The organism is Neisseria canis, from assembly GCF_900636765.1.
Lineage (GTDB): Bacteria > Pseudomonadota > Gammaproteobacteria > Burkholderiales > Neisseriaceae > Neisseria > Neisseria canis.
Window position 1 is genome coordinate 1,870,960 of sequence record NZ_LR134313.1, and the last position, 18,986, is coordinate 1,889,945.

The following is an 18,986-nucleotide window of genomic DNA, read 5'->3' on the forward strand; positions in this document are numbered from 1 at the left end:
TCAACCCGTAGGGGATTACCCCTACGGGTAACCCCCTGCATTTATTACAGGAGGTTATTATGAAAAAAACACCTTATATCATTTGGTTTAACTCTGACTATGATTACGACAAATTATTGTCCGCCTTTGAACTCGTGAACGGTAAAGTTTATGAAGGTAACGGCGATGATACATGGCTGCTAGACATGGTCAACACCGACTTAAAGCAAAAAGGTTTTGAACCGGATACTGTTTCATCCGTTTTGACTTTAGAACAGTACCTTGTCAATGAAAACCTGCACGACATTACGCCTACCAAACATGCCAATAAGCATTCGGCTGTTGTCTATACCCATACGCCCATGGACTGCATGGATTGGATCGATTTTTTCCGCCGGGAGGATTTCCATCACCGTGTTAAGCCTGATTATTGCAACGAGGTCTTTAGCGGCGTATTGCACGGAAGTGCTGATGTCACTTACGAGATGTTTAATGACATCTGTGCAAGGTACGGAGTTTCCGATGACGATCCGCCATTGGTGCTCCGCGACAGCTCCGTTCCGGGCTATACCGATATTGCCTATCTATTGAAAGACCGACCTTGCCAATCCGACCGTTCTGAGCAAATGTTTATCTATATGCAACAGTTGGATAGGGAAGATCTCCGATGGCTTTATCGTCGGAATGTCGAAGCCATCAATCGCTGGATGGCTCAAACCAAGCTCGACCTTTGGGGTTATGCTGATGAAGGCAGAGAGGAAAGCAATTCATTAATTGATAAACTGGCCGACGTGGTTTGCAATTGGGCGGCCGAAATCGTTTGCCAAGTTGAGCAAGAACCGACCGACTGATTGCTATTGATATTAACCCTCGGGGAACCGGCCCCGAGTGGGCACGGTTCTCCTTTGTTTATGAAAGGAAGTTCCGTGAAAACATTTATCATCACTATGAGCGTTGAAGAAGAATTGGCCGAGGCAGCAGCATTAGCATTGAATGGCCAAACATTTCCCGTGTCACAAAAGTGGCCGGCACTTTTGGATCAAATCAGCGATTTTTTATCTGATAAAGGCTATCCGCCGGGCATTGCAGCCGATGCAACAGAGGTTAGCGAGTATATCCATCACAACACCATGTCAGACAATTGGCCGTACCGCGACAGCAACATTTTCACAGCGGTCGTGTTTGCCGACGAGCCTATTTCGGTTGAGAAATGGATGGATTACTTTCAAGAAAGTTTTTTCTCCGACAAGCTCAGCCGCGAGCAAGCTGAGACCGTGTTTCTGTCTGTGCTGCCAGCTGAATCCATCCGTTATGAACTGCTGAAAGCACTATTGGATGATTACGAGGTGTATCAGCCGGAAGATTTGATGCTATTGCCCGACAATACCGATGTACCCGGTTTCGACGATCTCAGTTACTTGCTGAAAAACTGTGATTGGAATGAAGGCAACGTCCGGCAGATTATTGGCGGCTGGTCGGAAACCGATTTGCGTTGGCTATATGAGCGTAACAGGGATACGGTCAACCGTTGGTTGTCCGATCAACAGCTGCATCTCTTTGAGCTGTCTGACAGCCTTATTGAGAGTGGTAATTTGTGTCAAATCATTACCCGGAGATGGGCTGAAGCTACGGCAGATACGTTCTTTCAGCTCGCTAAAGCCCTGTGATATCCGCCACAACGTTTCAGGTTGTTTTTCACGGCTGACAGACCGTTATCTGTCCGAATGCTGCCGTTAACCATCATTCAGCCGTTCAAAACGGCCACGGCTCTTTTTTTGACCCCTAGAGGGCGTATTGCCCCCTAGGGGTAATACGTCCCTGTTTTTTACAGGAGTAAAAACTATGCCTAATCATGTTACCAACATCATGACCGTCAAAGGTCCGGAAGAATCCGTTGCCAAGCTGAAAGCAGTATGGTTCCGGCACCAAGCACCTGACGGCAAAACCAATCCGGATTTGCCTGATATGTGCGTTGATTTCAACGGTATATTACCGATGCCTGACAGCCTGAACATTGAATGCGGTTCAACGTCCTCTTGGGCTGAAGACTGGCTGAAGTTGAAAGATGACTGGCTGCTTTCCGGTGCAGAAATGGAAAAACTGCTGATCACGCGGCGGTTGAAAGAACATTTTTCCGAGCACCTTAATTGGGAAACAGATACGGTAGGCCGTCTGAAAGAAATGGTTGCCGGAGAACCCGGCCTGCTGTCCAAAATCGGCCTCAGCCAGCAGTATCTCGAGAAAATTCAGCATAATCTTGCTATATACGGCTGCCCGACTTGGTATGAATGGTGCTACTGCAATTGGGGAACCAAGTGGAATGCTTACCATCAGTATCTGTCGGAATGGTCGGATACTTCATTCTGTATCACTTTTGATACGGCATGGTCACCGCCGGCTCCGGTATTTTGTGCTCTGACCGAAGCCTTTCCTGATGTGGAAATGGAGATACTCTACATCGATGAAGGTGGAGGGTTTGCCGGAACCTACACCGCTTCAGAAGGCTTCCTGGAAGACTTTCCCTGTGATGACAAAGATTTCAGAAGTTTTGCGGAAGAACACTTCGGCTGGTCGTTTGATTATGACGAGTAAACGTAAAGCACTTTTCTAATCTGTAACCCCTAGGGGCGGCTTGCCCCGAAAGGGCATACCGCCCCTGTTTTTTTAAGGAGACCGTTATGCCCAATTGGTGTAGCAATTTTATCGAAATTGAAGGCCCTGCCGCACAAATCGCAGATTTGGCCGGAAAAATCATTGTATACGACCCCGAAACCGGTGATCCTAAGTTTGACTTTAACGGTATATCCCCTATGCCGGAAGAGTTGCTGTTTGAAGGACTGGATCATGTCAGCGAAAGTCTGCGTTTTTTCGGACTGGGTAACGACATGGTGGTGTCCGAATGTGAGAAATCACTATACGGCTACCATTACAAACTGCTTCAGGAGCAGCTCTCCCCTTGGCTGGATTGGCAATCGGCCACCGTGGCTGATGTCAAGTTACTGCTCGAACACGAACTGCATTTGCAGGATCTGTGCAAAATTAATACGGCTGTATTGAGACAGGCCCGAAGCAATATTGAGCGCTACGGTGATTTGAGCTGGTATTCTTGGCGTATCCGTCACTGGGGCACCAAATGGAACGCCGGTGAATGCCAATCGGCCACCGTAACTGAAACATCCATCTTTATCGACTTTGAAACAGCTTGGTCGCCGCCGGAAGGCATTTACCGTGCCATCTGTGCGGCCTATCCGGAACTGTCGCTGAATGCGTGCTATATGGAGCTGGGCATGTATTTCGCCGGCCGTTACCACAACGTCGGAAGCGAACTGATCGATGCCATGTGTGAAGAAAGTGAAGTGCAGGCATTCTGTATCGAGCACTTCGGCATGACCGAAGATTGTTTCTCCGATGGGGACGAAGACTAAGCTATCTATTTTTCAACCCGACAGGGACAACCCTGGTGGGTTGTTCCTTTTTAAAAGGAAAAAACTTATGAAAATCCCACCCGTTTTCACACCGGTTTTGTTAGGCAGCCTAGCATATCTGGAATTGGATTTGCTGAATGATTCGGATGCGTCAGGTTGGTGGTATTGCGACATTCCCGGCTGGTTTATCAAAGTACCGGCAGCAATGATCCGAATCCCTTTAGAGAAACTGCGTCATGCAGTTTCGGTGGCAACGGCCAATGAAGGTCTGTTTACCACCGTATCGATTCAAGCCAGTATAGACTGCCCGGGTTTCGACGGCAAAGTCACCCGCGCACAAATCAAAATTGATTGCAGCAAAGGAGACTATCGCGACATGACGGCTGTTTTCAGAGATGATGAAAGCGGTGCCGAAATGTCATTTGATCTTATCGGTTTTTGGCCTGACAGCATTGATGCCAATGGCTTCATTTATTATCTGAAATCCATTTAAGCAGTTGAAAGCCGCCCAGTTTTAAACGGGCGGTTTTTTTATCGGAAAATTTAAAGGCTGAACAAGTTTCTCTGAATCGGTGGCAGGATTTGGTCACTATTCTTGATATTTTGACCGTTTCTTCTAATGGCTCCGTCCGCACCTACTACCACGATTTCTTTCTCGTCTATAAGCTTTCCTAAAGCATCGCGATAAATATTTGAAGAGGCGGGCGAGCCATTGCAAGTTAGAGAAAAGAGTGCTTCAAAACTCAAGCCTTCTTCGTGGGCGTAAACCAACCCGGGAAGTTGTTCTGAAAGTTGGACAATACTTTCCACTCTAGCTACATTGTCGAACTCAAATCCTAATGAAGACTGGCCACTAAAATTATCATCCCTATTAGGATCATACCCAACCAAATTAAACATATTTAAACCGGCCGCACCGTAATGGATAAAATGATTTTGATGTTGCCAATGGACACCGGCCATAACATCGCGTGCTCTAAAATGCTGGGACATATGAATCAACCAATAATCACCGTGCCCGCCGGAATTGCGTATAAAAAACGGAGTAAAAAATTTGGCATCACAGGCAGTAATTAATTTCTTATACAGTGAACTTTGTATAAAAAAACGCCAATTCTTATCGGATTGTTTGAGTTCGTTCAGCTTGATGGGATTAAAGACCTCCGGTGCATGAATGCCGATCTTTTTCAGTAAGTCAGCGGTCGTTTCCGACCCACTTGCAAAGTTAATAAACGAATCTATGCTAAAGGTAAGAATTATTTCCGCACTGGGCAGTTTGTTCAGAATACTTCTGATTAAATCCGTAGGGACGTCGGAATAGCCATACTGATCTAAAATAAAAATCGAACGGCCATTACGGGGATTTTTCTTCTTGATAAATTCAATAATGGAGTTAACACGGTCAAGAAAGTTTGCATGCTGTACATGTATTTTATCGTTTGTATCGGGATTGTGACCTTTGAACTTGAGCGTCTGAAGCAGATGATTGTAGGTGTTTTTGTTCTCTTCGACAAAGAAATAGTCCACATCCAGCACCAATGGTTTGGTGCGCCCTTGATTGAGCAGATATTCAGAGGTTTGGACGGCATGAAGGCATACCAATGGTGAACCGTGAATCTCCGCCTGAGTATCTTTGTGATAATAAAGACCACCTCCGGCAAAACCGTCCACCAAAGTGAGTTTAAATACATCTTGCTGGGGAAGGCTGGCCAAGGTTTTAAGATATTGAATGAGATACGCTTCCAAGACGTTTAATTTAGCCACACTGTGTTGCTGGATTTCGGCGGGGCCGTTCTTCCAGTCATAGTAATGATACGACATGGTGTTCCTTCGTAAATATTTTGTTTATTCTTATGATGGTATTTGCACAAGAGGCATTTCATCCCAAGTACGACCGTTCAATTCTCTACCGTTGGCCTTTTTGGCACGTTTTTTTCCATCGGCTCCCCATCCACCCCATTGCTTGAAGAAAAAGGCAACATCGGCGGCTTCGCATTGTAAACGCACATTCTCCACCCATTCAATACTCATCGGTCTTGCTCGGCTACCGGATTCACCGCCAACAATTACCCAGTGAATATCGGTCAAGTCAATCTTGCCTATATCCTCCAAGAGAGGTTCAACTGATAAAAAACGGATCGCTGCTTTGATGCGACGCAGGTTATCGATTCGAGGCACTCCATATTTTTTATCCTCTACAGTTACTCCCAACCACGCATTTTTCGGAACCGCACGGTTTATAAAAAACTGCTCCATCCGGTCGGCACGCTTGGTCAGTATCTGGAATGTATGCCAATCAGCCTGCTCAATGGTTGAAATCACCTGCTCTATAAACTCAAATGGAATCTCCTCATGGAACAGATCCGACATGGAGTTGACGAAATAGGTGGTCGGTGTTTTACGCTTTAACGGCTCATCCAAGCGGGCCGGCAAAATCTTGAGCTTGAAACCGTCTTCGTAGCCCGGTGTACCCATTGCTTTCAAACGGCAAGCCATGGTTTCCGCATAACAGTTTTTGCACCCCGGTGAAACCTTCGTGCAGCCAACCGCCGGATTCCACGTTCTTTCGGTCCACTCGATTTTACTTGTATTCGCCATGATTCAATACTCCGACCTGCGGCCTCATACAGGCAATGTCCCTGTTTGACCGGCTATATTTTAACATTGCATTTGGGTAATCAAAAAAGTAATTGATTGTACTGGTTTTTCTAAAAATTTTGTTTTAAAATTATATCGTACGATATAAAAAAAGGCAATGTAATGACCGCCAAGCCCACCATGCAGATGTACACATTCGTGCAGGATGCTTACGACTTTTTCAATGACCGTTTATTCAACGGCCAACTTCCGGCTTGCTTGCTCACGTTGCAGCGTGACAGCAATGTGATGGGTTATTTTTCAAGCAACCGATGGCAGCAGGGCAGCGGTAAAACCCAGGTTCATGAAATCGCGCTTAATCCGTCTTTTTTCATTACCCATCGCCCGTTGGAATTGATGCAAACGCTAGTGCATGAAATGGTACACCTATGGCAGCACGAGTTCGGCAAACCCAGCCAACGCACTTACCACAACAAAGAATGGGCGGACAAGATGGAATCAATCGGCTTGATGCCCAGCAGCACAGGGGAACCCGGTGGTAAGCGAACCGGGCAAAAGATGAGCGACTACCCTATTAAAAACGGAGCGTTCTATCTTCAATGCGTTGTCTTCTCCCAAATGGGCTATAAACTGCCATTCTATGACCGTTATGCCAAAACAGAGTCTTGTCAAATAAGGAACAACAGCACGCAGGTGGAAGAAGCGATTACAGAGCTTGCTGGGGCAATTTATAGTGCTATACAGCATCAGGAGACAGAGCAGGGCATTTCAACATCGATAGCCGATAATGTTGTAACCGATGATGACGAAACAGAAAACCCGGCGGCCGACGTAGATGCTGATACCGATGCCTATGTTGCAGCAGAGATTTCGCTGATGCAGCCTTTTTCGGACCAATTTGACATTGATGTTGCAGAACTCACAGAGAGCCGCGAAAAAGAAGCATCGGCCAAACGTAAAACCGCTTATGTTTGCCAATGCTGTGGTGACAGGGCGTGGGGTAAACCTACATTGGATCTGTGGTGTGGTAAATGCAAGATTGCTTTTGTCAAAGTGAATGATGCAATTCCAGATTTTTCCGATGTAGAAAATTGAGAAGCGGCGATAAATTCGCCGCCTCATTGCTTTCCATCTGTGGCATTCGGTTGCAAGTAATTTTCCAAAAGAAAAACGAAAGCCTTTTTTTTACTGCCATGTTCAGCTATCAAAACTTCAAATAATTCCGCATACTCTTTTTCAAGCAACATAGACACACGCATCCCGCCCTCACGGAGGACTTTATCGCCGTATTTTTTGGAAGCGGCTTTTCGCTGTTCATTTAGTTTATCTGCTGCTTCGAGTAGTTCTTGATGTGTACGTTCTTTAAATGGCCTTGGCATGGCAGTGAAAATATAATAGTAATATATATTAATATATCACAAAATTTCTACTTTCATTCCCGCTTTTATGCCTGTTCCAAAATTATATTGCACATTTTCATCAAAGGAGAAAATGAAAAACTTACATGTAAATTATTAAATATATGATTTTTATATATTTAAATTTAATATAATCCCTCTTTTAAATTCTTTTGACTACCCATATATAGTATCCGTTTGAACTATTTCAAAAAGGATACTGTCATGCCGGAAAACTACAACAACCTTCACCGTATCTTCACAGCTAGACATATTGGCTTTAAGTTCCGCATTCATCCGACTGACGCTGATTTTAAAGTATTAAATGAAGCAAAAACAAAAGTCAGAGCTTGTCTGAAATCTAAAATGAAAGAATATTTGGAAAGCCAGGGGATACAGAACATCGTCCCCAAATTCCGAGTGCAAGGGTCTTGGGCTTATGGCACATGCAACCTGCCTGCAAGACCCGATCAAGAGATGGATGTTGATTATGGTATCTATCTTCCCGTTAGTGCATTTACCAGCTTTAATTCGAAAAGTGAAAGCACTCAGGCAAAAGATTATTTTGCTCAAGCGGAAAAATTCTTGGAAGAATTGTGCCAAAGTGAAGAATGGGAATTAGACACAAGCAAATCAACCTGTATTCGGATAAAAATTAAACCGAATGCCCATATGGATGTACCTCTGTATGCAGTTCCCGATAATATGTTTGATTCTTTGGTCGAGAGAAATACTCTAATGTTGGCTGCCGAGGCTGCTAAATACGACTCTGCTTCAAACAGAGTTATGTTGAACGAGTGGTACACACAAGATTATCAACTAAGCTCGATTGATTTTGCTGAAGATTCTTTCGAGTCACTCGAAAATAAAAATATCACAACTATCCATATGGCCAAGCGGGATGGAAGCTGGCAGTCCAGTGATTGTGAAATTATCCGGGAGTGGTTTTCCAATAAATTGGAAATGCAACCTGATAATGGAAAACAGTTACGTAGTATTTGTCGATATCTGAAAGCGTGGCGGGATTGGATTTTTGAATCGGGTGCACCAAGTTCCATTTTGTTGATGATTATTGCTTGTAAGCATTATTCATATAATGAAAGTCGTGATGACTTAGCTTTAGCCGATGTTTTAGAGAAGTTGCCGGAAACTTTGGCCAAAGATGTATACGAAAGCATAAAGGAACATGAACTCGAAGATTTCAATCGCATGAATCCGGAAGAACGAGAGTATGCTAGGAAGCGAGCAGATGACCTATACAACAATTTTTTAAGCAGTTTGTTGAGTACTGACAAAGAAGAAATCATTAATTATATGGAAGGGCAATGGGGCGACAGAATACCAAGAGACACCGGTTTAATTGAAATATCCCGAAAAGAAGACGTTTTCGATACCACCCCATTGGTTCAAAGTATCATAACTTCACAAACACCACTACGGCAAGGATAATGGAATTTCTCGAATGGGTAGCGGTTGACTGTGATTTTAAAGTACGGATTGATATATCTGTTTTGAACCAGTTGGCGGCCTTCCGCCAAACCCTATCCGGTAATGAGCCGGAATCCTTGGGGTTGTTGGTAGGACTGGTTTGGCCGACTGCTTTTTGGGTAAAAGCTGCTACTATCCCTACACCTTTTGACGAACTCAATCGCTTCTGGTGCATAAGAACGGAGAAGTCGGCAGAATTTAATTTCCATACTCTGAAACGGTTGAACCTACAATCAAACCATCAACTTCATTATTTGGGGGAGTGGCACACACACCCCCAAATACAGCCAACACCATCTTTAACCGATCATATTAATTGGAGAATGCTTCCCGAAAACAGATATTTCGAGCAAGATACCCGTTTGTTTGTAATATTGGGAACGGAGAGCTGTTCAAGAGATTGGTTGAGTATCCAAATAAACGGTACTTTCTTTGATCTGATATTGAAAAATGGCCAACATTCGAAGCAAAATTATTAAAACCCTCATACCACTTGGCTACAAGCTAGTCTCGATAACTGAAATATCCTGTAACGCTTATAATACAAATCGAGACTATCCATTATTTTTCAAAAAGAAAATTGATGTTGGGAATACTTCAATAGAGTTCTTACTTAATTTTAGCGATTTCTCGTTATTAAGTTTCCCATCAGTCTATCTTTCGTCTGGACAACTGGACAGATTACAGATGCAGTTTTCTCATATAAAGCAACCAATACCTCATTTAACCCTTAGCTCTATACTTTATATCAATGAAAAACTCTTTTCCATTTGTTACCAATTGGATAATGAGTCAGTTGTTCCACGAACTGATTTAAAAAAACTTGTTGCTCTCGTGGAGCAATATTTGTACACATTTTTCTCTAAATTGGTTGATAAAGAAAAATATGTTGAGGAATATACAGTCGACTTCGGCGGTGTAATTATTGGGCTTGTTAATGCAACCAATCCTGAAGTGAAACAATGGCCACTTATGAAACGCAAGCCAAAATTCCTATTCGACGGTGAAAAAGAAATTTTTATTTTAGAAATCAGCGAAGATAAAAAGCCCGACTTCACCAGTCTTCTTAATAGCTCCAACAAAGTAACTATCGAGAAATTAATTAATTGCATCCAAAAATGGGATAACAATGCCTACGGGATATTGATGCATCATTTGAAAAAGAAACAACCATTGAATAAGCTGGTTATTTCATGGAAAAATTTCCTTGCCGGAATTGCTTTTGAGTGGCCGAGAGAAGAAGGCAAGAGTTTAAAATCTCAAGATAATATTATACTTTTACAAAATCCAGTCACATTCCACAATATTCTGCTGGTGGATTTCAAATCCAGTGTTTTACGCAATCTGCCAACTAAATTTAATCAAGGATTGTTGGATAAAAAGGTTTTTCAAGTCGGACTGGGAGCAGTAGGCGGCTATGTGGCCGATGCCCTAGTTAAAATCGGGGCTGGATTGGAAAAAAAATTTACCATAGTAGATAATGATACTTTGAAAATTGAAAATATCGGAAGGCACCTATTGGGCTTTGAATATTTAGACTATCACTATAAAGCTGCGGCTTTTAAAGCATATATTCAAAAACAAACTTTTTATAAAGCAAAGCATATTGAAACAGACAATCGTAATATTAATAACTATTCGTCAGACGATTTTCAAAGAAATAAGTTCGACCTAATTATCGATGCCACAGGCAGTATCGAAGTTCAAGAGTATATCAATGAAGTAGTTCAAAGCATTCCTATATCCGAGCGGCCAATCATTCTTCATTTGTGGGTATTCGGTAACGGAGAATGTGTTCAAGGCTTATGGGTACAACCGAGCCAGCAACATCCGTTTAAAGCTTGTATTGCCTGCCTTGGCTCATCTGGTTCAGGTCTTCATCCCGACTATATCCCTGTAGCCGATCTCTCCCCAGAACAAGGCGTAGGTGTGTGTTCTGCTTACACTCCTTATGCGGTTTCGTGCGGGATGATGGCGGCTTCATTGGGTGTCAATATGATTTTAGAATGGTGTGAAACGGGAAAAGTCGTTAACAACTATCAAACTAGATACAGTTCGCATTATCATGGAAAACAAATTCCTGATTCTTCTGTCCCAGTCAATCCCCTATGTCCTTTTTATGGAGTAGAACATGAATAATAAACAAGAATTTAAAATATTATCTCTATCAGGTGGAGGCTATAGAGGATTATATACAGCAACGGTTTTACATCACCTTGAAAAAAAAATAAAAGAACAGAATCCTAATGATTGTTTGGCAAATTATTTTGACCTGATAACCGGCACATCAATCGGCGGCATTATTGCACTGGCTCTTGCATACGAAATTTCCACAGATAAAATCGTTGGAGTATTTGATAAGCAGGGTGAGTATATTTTTAAAAAACAGTCGTGGGGTTACTTTTCAAAAGCAAAATATAGTTCTGCCGCTTTGCGGGAAATATTACAAAGTTGGTTCAAAGATGATCTGATAGGCAGTTTGAAACACCCAGTCGCCATTCCTGCTATCAACTATACAGCCGGAAAGCCCGTTGTTTTCAAAACACCCCACCATCCCACATTTAGAATGGACTGGGAACAAAAAATTATTGATGTAGCTTTGGCTACTTCGGCAGCTCCGACTTATTTTCAGAGACATAACATAGGGAAGAGCGAATTTATCGATGGTGGATTATTTGCGAACAGCCCTAGTCTGATTGGCTTGCATGAGGCCGAAATATTTTTTAAACAACCGATAGAGCACATTAAAATTTTATCCATAGGCACCATGTCAGCAAAAAAAACTGTCAATCCAAAAAGAAATCAGGGAGGCCTTTTCGACTGGGGGGAGGGAAACCCAACAAAAGCGCCTCAAAATATTATGGATATTACCTTAAGTTCCCAGCAATTGTTCATGCAACAAATGGTTAAACATCGTATTGGGGATAATTTGGTTATTATCGATGAGACTTTAACTCACAGTTCTGTTCCTTTTGTCGGATTGGATCAGACAACTGAAGAAGCTAAAAAAATACTTGTCGGCAATGCAGATCAATCGGCAAAAGAGGCTTTAGGTAAAGACAGCATTACAGCTTTTCTGAAAGAAAAGGTTTCAAGGGCAAAGTTTTTCTACGGACAATGGAACAACATTGAAGATCAGAATATCTAAATACATCCATATTCTTTATTTAAAATAGCTTGACTAAGGGATTATACCTTCCTCCAACCCTGATATGTTTGGCCGTCTGAAATTTCAGACGGCTTTTTTATGTTACGGTTTGGCCAAAAATGAACTCAGTATTCAATTACTGTAAATCCCATTTCCAGATACAGATCCCATGCGGCTGTTTTCCCTACCAAACTGCATCCCACCGTGCTGAGAAAACCGCACACCGCCGTTATTACGGGTAACGGATCTAGCCGTATGTACAGCCGCTTGTTTCTGCTTTGTGGCGCCATAGCTGCCGAATGTCGGTTTAGAGGGCAGGGCAACACGGCCACCGGTTGAGGCCGTCTGAACAGGCGTTGTAGCTGCCGCTTTGACTGTTTGGCCAACACACTGTTGGTCGGGAAACTTTTGTTTGAATGCTGTGTACAAAGCCGTTACATTGCTTACATAGGCTTTTGTTTCCCCGATATTGGGGATCCGGTTCCCGGCTTGTTTGACCTTTCCCGGGCCTGCGTTGTAAGCCGCCAAGGCCAAATCCAGGCGGCCGAATTGTCTGTGCATTTTGTTCAGATAGCGTGCCCCGGCGCGTACCGACGTTTCAGGGTGGTACAGGCGGCTTCGGTTTAGGCCGAACTCGCTCATGGCGGTTGCCGGCATCACCTGGGTCAGTCCTGTGGCACTGACGGGTGAGACGGCCTTGTTGTCGTACATGCTTTCATAAGCAATCAATGACTTCATCAGTCTCGGATCCACACCTTCCAAACAGGCTACGCGCTCGATTACCGATTCGTGCTTCCAATAGTTCGCGAGCATGTTGCGACAGGATGGGGGCTGCTTACGGCCTTTCAGACAACTTTCGACACGCTCGCGTTGGCCTGCCTCCGCCAAAGTCGGCAGGAATAGGGCGGCAGTTAATGCCCAAATCAGTTTGTTCATTTGGATACACCCTTCAAAAATCAATACATAACATATCATATTATGATATATTGGCAACAATATAAAAACAAGGAGCTTACCGATATGCAACCCAAAGTCATTTTTGTCACGTTAATAGCGGCAGCCGCATTACCGGCATCTGCCGGGCCTGAGCTAAACATGACCGCAGCCCAATTTGAGGCCGCTCAAGAAAAGCGGGAATACCGGTTTGACGGTTATCCCACCAAAAACCGGTTTAACGGTAAAAGCGCACCGCTAAACCTCAAAAACCGCTACGCACGGACTTTTAAAACCCGCCTGACGAACGTATTGGCGGAAAACAAACCCAATGCGGCGGGCAAATACTCTACTTTCGGTTTCGGTTGCGGCTCTTCCGGCTGTGTCGGAATTGGTGCCATCGACAACAACACCGGAACGCCGATATACTTGGGCAATATACTTATGGGCTGCGGCACGTCGGAAGAGTACGGTGATTTCCGCTCCGACCCGCGCAGCAATTTGGTAATCGTCTCCGGTTGTATGGATGACCGTTTGAACGACAACACGGGCAGCAGCCGGTTCGGTTATCATTATTTTTTACTGAAAAACGGCAAATTCCACCATTTACGCTCGGTCAGGGTCATCCGCTAAAAGACACGGGGCAGGCGATAAGTTATACGGGAGACTACAAAACATCATGAGTAATACTCCAAAAAATAGGCAATACGGCAGAATAGAAGTGATGGAAAATGGCCGTAAAATAATCCGCATTGCTCCCGGCTACAATAATTATTGCTTTTTCCATCCCAACGATATACTTTTGCCCGAAAACATTCTCGTCCGTAAAGCAGACAACGGGAACCGACCGGCCGGATTTTCAGTCAAAGATTGGGACTACGTTTACCTACACCATGGCGACGAGGTCGAATTAACTCTGTCGAAACGGACGAATCCTTGGCGGGCATACGATGTCCTGATGGTTAAAAAAGCCGAACGGCCTAAAGCCGATGCGGTACCACCCCAGTTCCAGGAAACTGCACCACCGGGACAAATCATCCAACAGAACGTAACCGTGAATAATCACCGGGGAGAAAAAGCCTACTATGTCAAAAACAACCGGCATAAAAGCGGTTATAGGCTGCACCAAGTTCTGATATTTTTGATTCTGTGTGCCGTTCTAGCCATAGTACTGTTTACTGCCTATCCGAACTCCTGATTTCAGATGGCCTGAATTAAAATATAAGGAGAATAAAAATGTCTTTATACGATGATGACTATGATGACCACATCCGCACCAGCATAATACATGCTGATAATCCCAGAAACATTTACTACGGAAAAACGGACATCTTCGGCGACCCAAATACACCGTGGACAACCGTCAAAATCATTGCCACCGTCTTCAAGTTGTTGTGTATGACCGCTATAGCATCCTATGTCTTTTTTTCCATGACAAAATAATTCCGCCATTGGTTTCAGACGGCCTGCCTGTGTGCAGGCCGTCTGTTTTAATCATTTCCGGGCATCCATCAGAGCCGCTCGAGCCTGGTTAATGCTCAATCGTGCCTTATTGCCGTTGTGGCCGTGGTAATACGACTGACCGGCCTGAACTTGTCCGACATGGCCTTTCATGGCAGCCGGCACCGGAAATGCCGCCCATTCTTTCGCCAATGCCACCAACGCCTTGTTGATATCATTGTGTTTGCCGTGGATATAGTCCCAAGCGGCACCGCCGCCGGCTTTTTTCAGCAGGTAATCGTTAAAAATACGTTCCTGCAATGCAGGGGTAAATTTCTCGTTACCTTTCAGATCCAATGCTTTTACGGCTTCGCGGAACGTGGTTTCAACCATTTGATATTTGCCTACCGCATTAAACTCATTGCGCCTTTGGGCAGCCATAATCTCATTGACCGTCATATTCGACAAATCGCGGCTGGAGGAACGGTTACCGTGAGCCTGACCGAGATTGACGGAATGGTAGTTGCCTTCGGCTTTGGCAATCAGCGACTTGATCGATGAGGCAAACCCATCAGTTGCCTTCTGCGTGTTTTCGGCTATTTCCGGGGCTTTGGCTTCCAGCTTGGCAAAATGCTCTTTCATCTGCGGACTTTCCAAAATGGTAATCTTGGAACCGCCGTTTATATAGTGACCGTTGGGTACCATGCGGTCTCCCTGATAATAATCGGATACCCAGGCTCCTTTGCCGCCGTCGGCAGCCTGTACCCAAACCGCGATATGGCCGTGTTCGTCGCCGCCTTTGCCGTCTTTGGATCCGACACCGTGCGGCGAAATCAATGCCACCTGGCCGTCTCGCGGGGTATAGCCCTCGATCGTACCTTTGCGGTCGGTCACATCACCGCTGGCCACCACCGACCATCCGTAGCGGCTTTGTAGTTCCCTGCCCATTTCTTGGGCGTTGCCGTGCTTGCGGTCGTCAATCAGGTCAGCCTTGCCGAGAATCAGCGCCGTGCCATTGGCACACAGCCCGATTCCACGCCCGGCAGCAATATGGTCGGAAGTGTGGATCAGTTTGTCCGGGTCAGTTGAAAACTTCTCGCCGGTAATCTTTTTAACCATTTCCGCCGCTTTCTGCATCCCGACGTGCGAAGCATCATTAGTGCCGGCGGGGGCAGTCGGAGACTGATTTTGAACGGGCGTGTCATCGCGCAGATCCATTCTGCCCACACCGCCGAAACGCTCCGCCGGATTGAAGCCTAATACTTCGGATACCGCTTTGCCATCGAAGGTTCGCACCATATTACCGGGATCGAAGCTGTTGATTTTTTGAATCAGCTCTTCTTTTCTTTCTTTCAGCCGCTGAATGTCTTCCTGATTTTTTGTCTGCTCCTGCTGTGCTTCGGTTTCATCCGTTTTTGCCCGTATGGCGTTAAGTGTGGGAGCGGCAGCCACACCGGCAGCCACCAAAGCCGCTTTGGTGTTGTCCGAACCAAGAACTTCCTCTACTCCCCTGCCAACCTGCTTGGCAGGATTTTCCAATTCGTTAATCTGTTTCTGTATGCTGTTGACTTCCTGTGCCGCCTCACGGATTTTTTGGTTGTTGTATTCCCAAATCTGCTGACGGGCAGTCATTTCGCTTTCAGCACCGTTAACACGCCCTTGCACCCCCGCCACATTCTGACCGGCTCCGTTCAGACGGCCTTTGTCTATCGGGTCGGCATAGGAACCCAGTCTGTCCGCTGCGGCCGCATCCATCCGGCCGTCAATTTTAGACTGCACGTCCGCGCTGTGACGGGTGCCGTATTCCAGTGCATTGAGTTTGCTCTCGAACTGGTCGGCAATCGGCTTGCCGCCGGCCAGGCCGTGCTCGGAGGCCGTCTGAAACAGGCTTTGGAAGGCGGCGGTGGCGGCCAGTTTTTCGGCATCGCTGCCGTTGACGCTGTAACCGTACAGCTCTTTGTACAGGTTGGCGCCGACATTGCCCGGCGCATCGGCAGCACGCATGACTGCATCGGCTACCGTTTGGTTGTATGTGCCGGCTGCTTTGGCCGCAGCAAAAATCTGATCAGACGCACCGTAAACATACCGGCCGTCCGGGCCGATTTGGCCCCCGGCATGATCTAACAATCCCACTTTGCGGAAGGTATCCAAATCGATGCTGGCAGAAGCACCGTTGGACAAGGTTGAGCTGGTAGCGGTTTGTAGCGAATCCCGTTCGCTGCGCATATCGGTAACGGCCTGCTGGCGGGCTTGCTGCAAGGTGCTTGCGTCCATCGTGCCGGATGAGGTTTCGAATTTGCGGATATCGTCCAGTTTGGTCGAGGCCGACAGGCTGTGGCTGTTGCCGTTACTGTCTACGTATTTAAGTTCCTCAGCCTGTCCTGCTTCTGCACGACCTTCCACACCTGCGCCCACAAAACCGAACGCTTGGAAGCCCGCATTGGCGGTTGCCGTAATTTTTTGCGAATTGCCGTCCGACATAACCTGTTCACCCTTTTGAGCGTAATCAAAAGTCCATTTGCCGTCATGACCTTTAGAGAGCACAAAGCCGTCTGCCAGCACCCTGCCGCTGCTGTCGGTGGTGGCCAGCATTTCAGACAGGGTTTGGCTTTCCGCCTTGCTCAGGGCAGCATCGATAGTGGAAACCGCCTGCTGTTGCACCGCACTGCTGACACTCAAATCCAGCTTACCGGGGAAGGCGGCTTCGGCCTGGCTCATCAGCTGACTACCGCGCTCCAAAGCCTGGCTCGCGCCGGAACGGGAAATGATGCCGGCCGCGTCGATAACGGGCGATTCGTCCAGTTTCGGCGATTCTGTTTTTTCATCGATGTTGCCTTGTCCCACCATAGTGGAACGGTCGGCAAAGCGGCTCATCACATACGGGGAACCTATCAGCACCAACAGGGCGAGGGTGGAGACACCGGACATAATCGTCGAGCCGGTCAGAATGGTTTTCTGCAACTCTTCGAAAACCCTGTCGGTAAACTGCGGCGATAAAGCCACCAAGGGTTTCTGGCTCAATACCGCTTCACTCAGCATGTTATACAGCTCGTCGGACAGGGCGTATTGCAGGAAATGGCCGGCGATGGTCTGCACCGGTAACAGCAGGTTCATCCACGCCGCCAACACGACATAAGTTCCGAGAATGACAAAACTCTTCACACCGCGCACCAAAACGACGAAGATCATCAGCGGGGTAATCATGACGTAGAAAGAGAGCATGAAATTCATAAATTTTTGGAACATACTCTGCCAGCCGCTGGCTTCGCCGGCCGCATCCACGGCCGCTGCCGACAAGGCCTCTCCCATAATCTGTTCGGCACGTTCGCAGGATGGGTCGGAATTACCGATACAGCGTTGGGCGACACGGTTTAATATCAACGCCGACTGAATACTGGCGGCATCTACCGCCACGCCCGCGCTGTAAAAACGTGCCAATTCATTAGGGTTGAGATGACCGCCGTTGGCCATTACCCGGTCATAGGCGAATTTCAAGATGTTGTGGGGGTTTTCCGCGCTGCCTGCCGAGGCACCAGAAATCGATGCCACCGCAGAGGGGAGGGCGTTAAGTTCTTTCTGTATCCCTGCTGCCTGGGAACCGCTTTGCATGGTTTTGCCGCTGCTGATATTGCGTTGTCCCACCTGTAATTGCTCAGCTGCGGGAGAATAGGTTTTACCCGGTTTGGGTGTGGATAATGCCAGCGATTGCGCAGCAATCACTTTACCCGCGTCGGCACAGTTCATGGCAGCCTGCACCACCTTGCCGTCACCGGCTCCCGAATCCAGCCAAACCTTGGTTTCACCGCTCTGCAAGCCTTTGGTTAGTACATTTAGATAACCGCCGTTTGTGGTTTCCCCCCAGCGTTTGTTCCAGGTTTTGCAGTCTTGGGCGGCAGTGGCCATATTGGTGGTCAGCATCGGGTTGCCGCCTTGCGCAAAGGTTCGGCGCAGTCCCATCAGCGTTTTCAGGGGACTGAATACGCCTTGCGAACCGTATAGCGGCAAACCGCCTGCCTCCGTACCGGTATCGAAACCCGCAGCACCCGTCCAATTGACATCGGCAACACTCTGGGCGGCCGTATCGACCGCGACGGTTGTGTAATAGCTGAGCGTGCTGAAAAAACCCAGCAGGGCGGCCACACCGAAGGGAACACCGTCCACCTGTTTGAAACGGACGGCACCGGCATTGGCCATACCGTTTTCATCCATATAATTGGCAATATATACGGTAGTTTTGGGTACCATCAGCACGGCAAACAGAAAGACCATGAACAGGTTCTGCAACGGTGTCAGTTTGCCTGCGGTCATGATATAGACGGCCGCCATCAAACAGGCTATCAGTAACCCGACCTTGATAACGCCGAAAATAAACGGGCCGTCGCCGCCGAAGAGCAGGGCAGCCATCTTGAATGCCCGCCAGGCAGGTTCGAGGTCGCCGGAAACCCAAATCGTAAAGATTCCGGGGTCTCCTTCAACCGTATCCTGCGGAAGCTCCGCCCAAACCGCCGGAGCGTAGAGCAAAGGTAGCAGGAATAGAATATAAATTCGGGTAAGGTACTGTTTGATTGCTGACATGAC

Annotated in this window: 18 protein-coding genes; 13 read left to right on the forward strand and 5 right to left on the reverse strand. The window is 46.5% G+C overall.

The window, feature by feature from the left end:
- The first annotated feature begins 59 nt into the window (after positions 1-59).
- The 5 genes from EL143_RS08890 to EL143_RS08910 all read left to right on the forward strand — a co-directional run bounded on the left by EL143_RS08890 (position 60) and on the right by EL143_RS08910 (position 3,897).
- A complete protein-coding gene (locus tag EL143_RS08890) occupies positions 60-830 on the forward strand; it encodes a hypothetical protein (protein ID WP_085415817.1) in 771 nt (256 codons plus the stop codon).
- Positions 831-905: 75 nt separating this feature from the next.
- Positions 906-1,646 carry a hypothetical protein gene (locus tag EL143_RS08895; protein WP_085415818.1) on the forward strand — a complete coding sequence of 247 codons (741 nt, stop codon included), beginning with the start codon at positions 906-908 and terminating at the stop codon, positions 1,644-1,646.
- A 175-nt stretch (positions 1,647-1,821) separates the two neighbouring features.
- Positions 1,822-2,571, forward strand: a complete 750-nt coding sequence (locus EL143_RS08900) for a DUF1281 family ferredoxin-like fold protein (RefSeq protein ID WP_085415819.1) — start codon at positions 1,822-1,824, stop codon at positions 2,569-2,571.
- Positions 2,572-2,657: 86 nt separating this feature from the next.
- On the forward strand, positions 2,658-3,404 hold the full coding sequence (locus EL143_RS08905; RefSeq protein ID WP_085415820.1) for a DUF1281 family ferredoxin-like fold protein: 747 nt from the start codon (positions 2,658-2,660) through the stop codon (positions 3,402-3,404).
- A 67-nt stretch (positions 3,405-3,471) separates the two neighbouring features.
- Positions 3,472-3,897 (forward strand): hypothetical protein, encoded by a 426-nt coding sequence (locus EL143_RS08910; RefSeq protein WP_085415821.1) that lies wholly within the window; start codon positions 3,472-3,474, stop codon positions 3,895-3,897.
- A gap of 50 nt (positions 3,898-3,947) precedes the next feature.
- Here EL143_RS08910 and EL143_RS08915 read toward each other — a convergent pair whose 3' ends face one another.
- Both EL143_RS08915 and EL143_RS08920 read right to left on the reverse strand, forming a co-directional pair.
- On the reverse strand, positions 3,948-5,225 hold the full coding sequence (locus EL143_RS08915; protein WP_085415822.1) for a three-Cys-motif partner protein TcmP: 1,278 nt from the start codon (positions 5,223-5,225) through the stop codon (positions 3,948-3,950).
- A gap of 30 nt (positions 5,226-5,255) precedes the next feature.
- The gene (locus EL143_RS08920; RefSeq protein ID WP_085415823.1) at positions 5,256-6,002 is read right to left on the reverse strand and encodes a DUF5131 family protein; all 747 of its coding nucleotides are present in this window, start codon (positions 6,000-6,002) and stop codon (positions 5,256-5,258) included.
- Between the two features lie 162 nt (positions 6,003-6,164).
- Between EL143_RS08920 and EL143_RS08925 the strand changes: the two genes are divergently transcribed.
- A complete protein-coding gene (locus EL143_RS08925; RefSeq protein WP_085415824.1) occupies positions 6,165-7,097 on the forward strand; it encodes a SprT-like domain-containing protein in 933 nt (310 codons plus the stop codon).
- A 23-nt stretch (positions 7,098-7,120) separates the two neighbouring features.
- Here EL143_RS08925 and EL143_RS08930 read toward each other — a convergent pair whose 3' ends face one another.
- Positions 7,121-7,381 carry a hypothetical protein gene (locus tag EL143_RS08930; protein ID WP_126326716.1) on the reverse strand — a complete coding sequence of 87 codons (261 nt, stop codon included), beginning with the start codon at positions 7,379-7,381 and terminating at the stop codon, positions 7,121-7,123.
- Positions 7,382-7,624: 243 nt separating this feature from the next.
- Here EL143_RS08930 and EL143_RS08935 point away from each other — a divergent pair, with 243 nt between their 5' ends.
- The 4 genes from EL143_RS08935 to EL143_RS08950 are packed head-to-tail and all read left to right on the forward strand — an operon-like array spanning position 7,625 to position 12,035.
- The gene (locus tag EL143_RS08935; RefSeq protein ID WP_085415825.1) at positions 7,625-8,848 is read left to right on the forward strand and encodes a CBASS cGAMP synthase; all 1,224 of its coding nucleotides are present in this window, start codon (positions 7,625-7,627) and stop codon (positions 8,846-8,848) included.
- A complete protein-coding gene (locus EL143_RS08940; RefSeq protein WP_085415826.1) occupies positions 8,848-9,366 on the forward strand; it encodes a Mov34/MPN/PAD-1 family protein in 519 nt (172 codons plus the stop codon). Before EL143_RS08935 ends, EL143_RS08940 begins: the two co-directional genes overlap by 1 nt.
- Positions 9,338-11,026: a ThiF family adenylyltransferase gene (locus EL143_RS08945; protein ID WP_232001269.1), complete on the forward strand. Its 1,689-nt coding sequence runs from the start codon at positions 9,338-9,340 to the stop codon at positions 11,024-11,026. The genes EL143_RS08940 and EL143_RS08945 overlap by 29 nt, the downstream gene beginning before the upstream one ends.
- Positions 11,019-12,035, forward strand: a complete 1,017-nt coding sequence (locus EL143_RS08950; protein ID WP_085415827.1) for a CBASS cGAMP-activated phospholipase — start codon at positions 11,019-11,021, stop codon at positions 12,033-12,035. The genes EL143_RS08945 and EL143_RS08950 overlap by 8 nt, the downstream gene beginning before the upstream one ends.
- Positions 12,036-12,167: 132 nt before the next feature.
- Here EL143_RS08950 and EL143_RS08955 read toward each other — a convergent pair whose 3' ends face one another.
- Entirely contained in the window at positions 12,168-12,971 is an 804-nt protein-coding gene (locus EL143_RS08955) for a lytic transglycosylase domain-containing protein (protein ID WP_158087818.1), read from the reverse strand.
- 84 nt (positions 12,972-13,055) lie between these two features.
- Here EL143_RS08955 and EL143_RS08960 point away from each other — a divergent pair, with 84 nt between their 5' ends.
- The 3 genes from EL143_RS08960 to EL143_RS08970 are packed head-to-tail and all read left to right on the forward strand — an operon-like array spanning position 13,056 to position 14,411.
- Positions 13,056-13,601: a hypothetical protein gene (locus tag EL143_RS08960; protein WP_232001270.1), complete on the forward strand. Its 546-nt coding sequence runs from the start codon at positions 13,056-13,058 to the stop codon at positions 13,599-13,601.
- A gap of 46 nt (positions 13,602-13,647) precedes the next feature.
- Entirely contained in the window at positions 13,648-14,166 is a 519-nt protein-coding gene (locus EL143_RS08965; protein ID WP_085415829.1) for a hypothetical protein, read from the forward strand.
- A 38-nt stretch (positions 14,167-14,204) separates the two neighbouring features.
- Positions 14,205-14,411 carry a hypothetical protein gene (locus tag EL143_RS08970; RefSeq protein WP_085415830.1) on the forward strand — a complete coding sequence of 69 codons (207 nt, stop codon included), beginning with the start codon at positions 14,205-14,207 and terminating at the stop codon, positions 14,409-14,411.
- 51 nt (positions 14,412-14,462) lie between these two features.
- Here EL143_RS08970 and EL143_RS08975 read toward each other — a convergent pair whose 3' ends face one another.
- The gene (locus tag EL143_RS08975) at positions 14,463-18,983 is read right to left on the reverse strand and encodes a conjugal transfer protein TraG N-terminal domain-containing protein (RefSeq protein WP_085415831.1); all 4,521 of its coding nucleotides are present in this window, start codon (positions 18,981-18,983) and stop codon (positions 14,463-14,465) included.
- Positions 18,984-18,986: the final 3 nt, after the last annotated feature.

Excerpts from the sequence above, each read along its gene's own strand:
- EL143_RS08940 (WP_085415826.1), top strand. The coding sequence starts at position 8,848 with ATGGAATTTCTCGAATGGGTAGCGGTTGACTGTGATTTTAAAGTACGG.
- EL143_RS08965 (WP_085415829.1), top strand. The coding sequence starts at position 13,648 with ATGAGTAATACTCCAAAAAATAGGCAATACGGCAGAATAGAAGTGATG.
- EL143_RS08945 (WP_232001269.1), top strand. The coding sequence starts at position 9,338 with ATGGCCAACATTCGAAGCAAAATTATTAAAACCCTCATACCACTTGGC.
- EL143_RS08915 (WP_085415822.1), bottom strand. The coding sequence starts at position 5,225 with ATGTCGTATCATTACTATGACTGGAAGAACGGCCCCGCCGAAATCCAG.
- EL143_RS08925 (WP_085415824.1), top strand. The coding sequence starts at position 6,165 with ATGACCGCCAAGCCCACCATGCAGATGTACACATTCGTGCAGGATGCT.
- EL143_RS08890 (WP_085415817.1), top strand. The coding sequence starts at position 60 with ATGAAAAAAACACCTTATATCATTTGGTTTAACTCTGACTATGATTAC.
- EL143_RS08935 (WP_085415825.1), top strand. The coding sequence starts at position 7,625 with ATGCCGGAAAACTACAACAACCTTCACCGTATCTTCACAGCTAGACAT.
- EL143_RS08930 (WP_126326716.1), bottom strand. The coding sequence starts at position 7,381 with ATGCCAAGGCCATTTAAAGAACGTACACATCAAGAACTACTCGAAGCA.
- EL143_RS08920 (WP_085415823.1), bottom strand. The coding sequence starts at position 6,002 with ATGGCGAATACAAGTAAAATCGAGTGGACCGAAAGAACGTGGAATCCG.
- EL143_RS08955 (WP_158087818.1), bottom strand. The coding sequence starts at position 12,971 with ATGAACAAACTGATTTGGGCATTAACTGCCGCCCTATTCCTGCCGACT.
- EL143_RS08910 (WP_085415821.1), top strand. The coding sequence starts at position 3,472 with ATGAAAATCCCACCCGTTTTCACACCGGTTTTGTTAGGCAGCCTAGCA.
- EL143_RS08905 (WP_085415820.1), top strand. The coding sequence starts at position 2,658 with ATGCCCAATTGGTGTAGCAATTTTATCGAAATTGAAGGCCCTGCCGCA.
- EL143_RS08975 (WP_085415831.1), bottom strand. The coding sequence starts at position 18,983 with ATGTCAGCAATCAAACAGTACCTTACCCGAATTTATATTCTATTCCTG.
- EL143_RS08900 (WP_085415819.1), top strand. The coding sequence starts at position 1,822 with ATGCCTAATCATGTTACCAACATCATGACCGTCAAAGGTCCGGAAGAA.
- EL143_RS08950 (WP_085415827.1), top strand. The coding sequence starts at position 11,019 with ATGAATAATAAACAAGAATTTAAAATATTATCTCTATCAGGTGGAGGC.
- EL143_RS08960 (WP_232001270.1), top strand. The coding sequence starts at position 13,056 with ATGCAACCCAAAGTCATTTTTGTCACGTTAATAGCGGCAGCCGCATTA.
- EL143_RS08970 (WP_085415830.1), top strand. The coding sequence starts at position 14,205 with ATGTCTTTATACGATGATGACTATGATGACCACATCCGCACCAGCATA.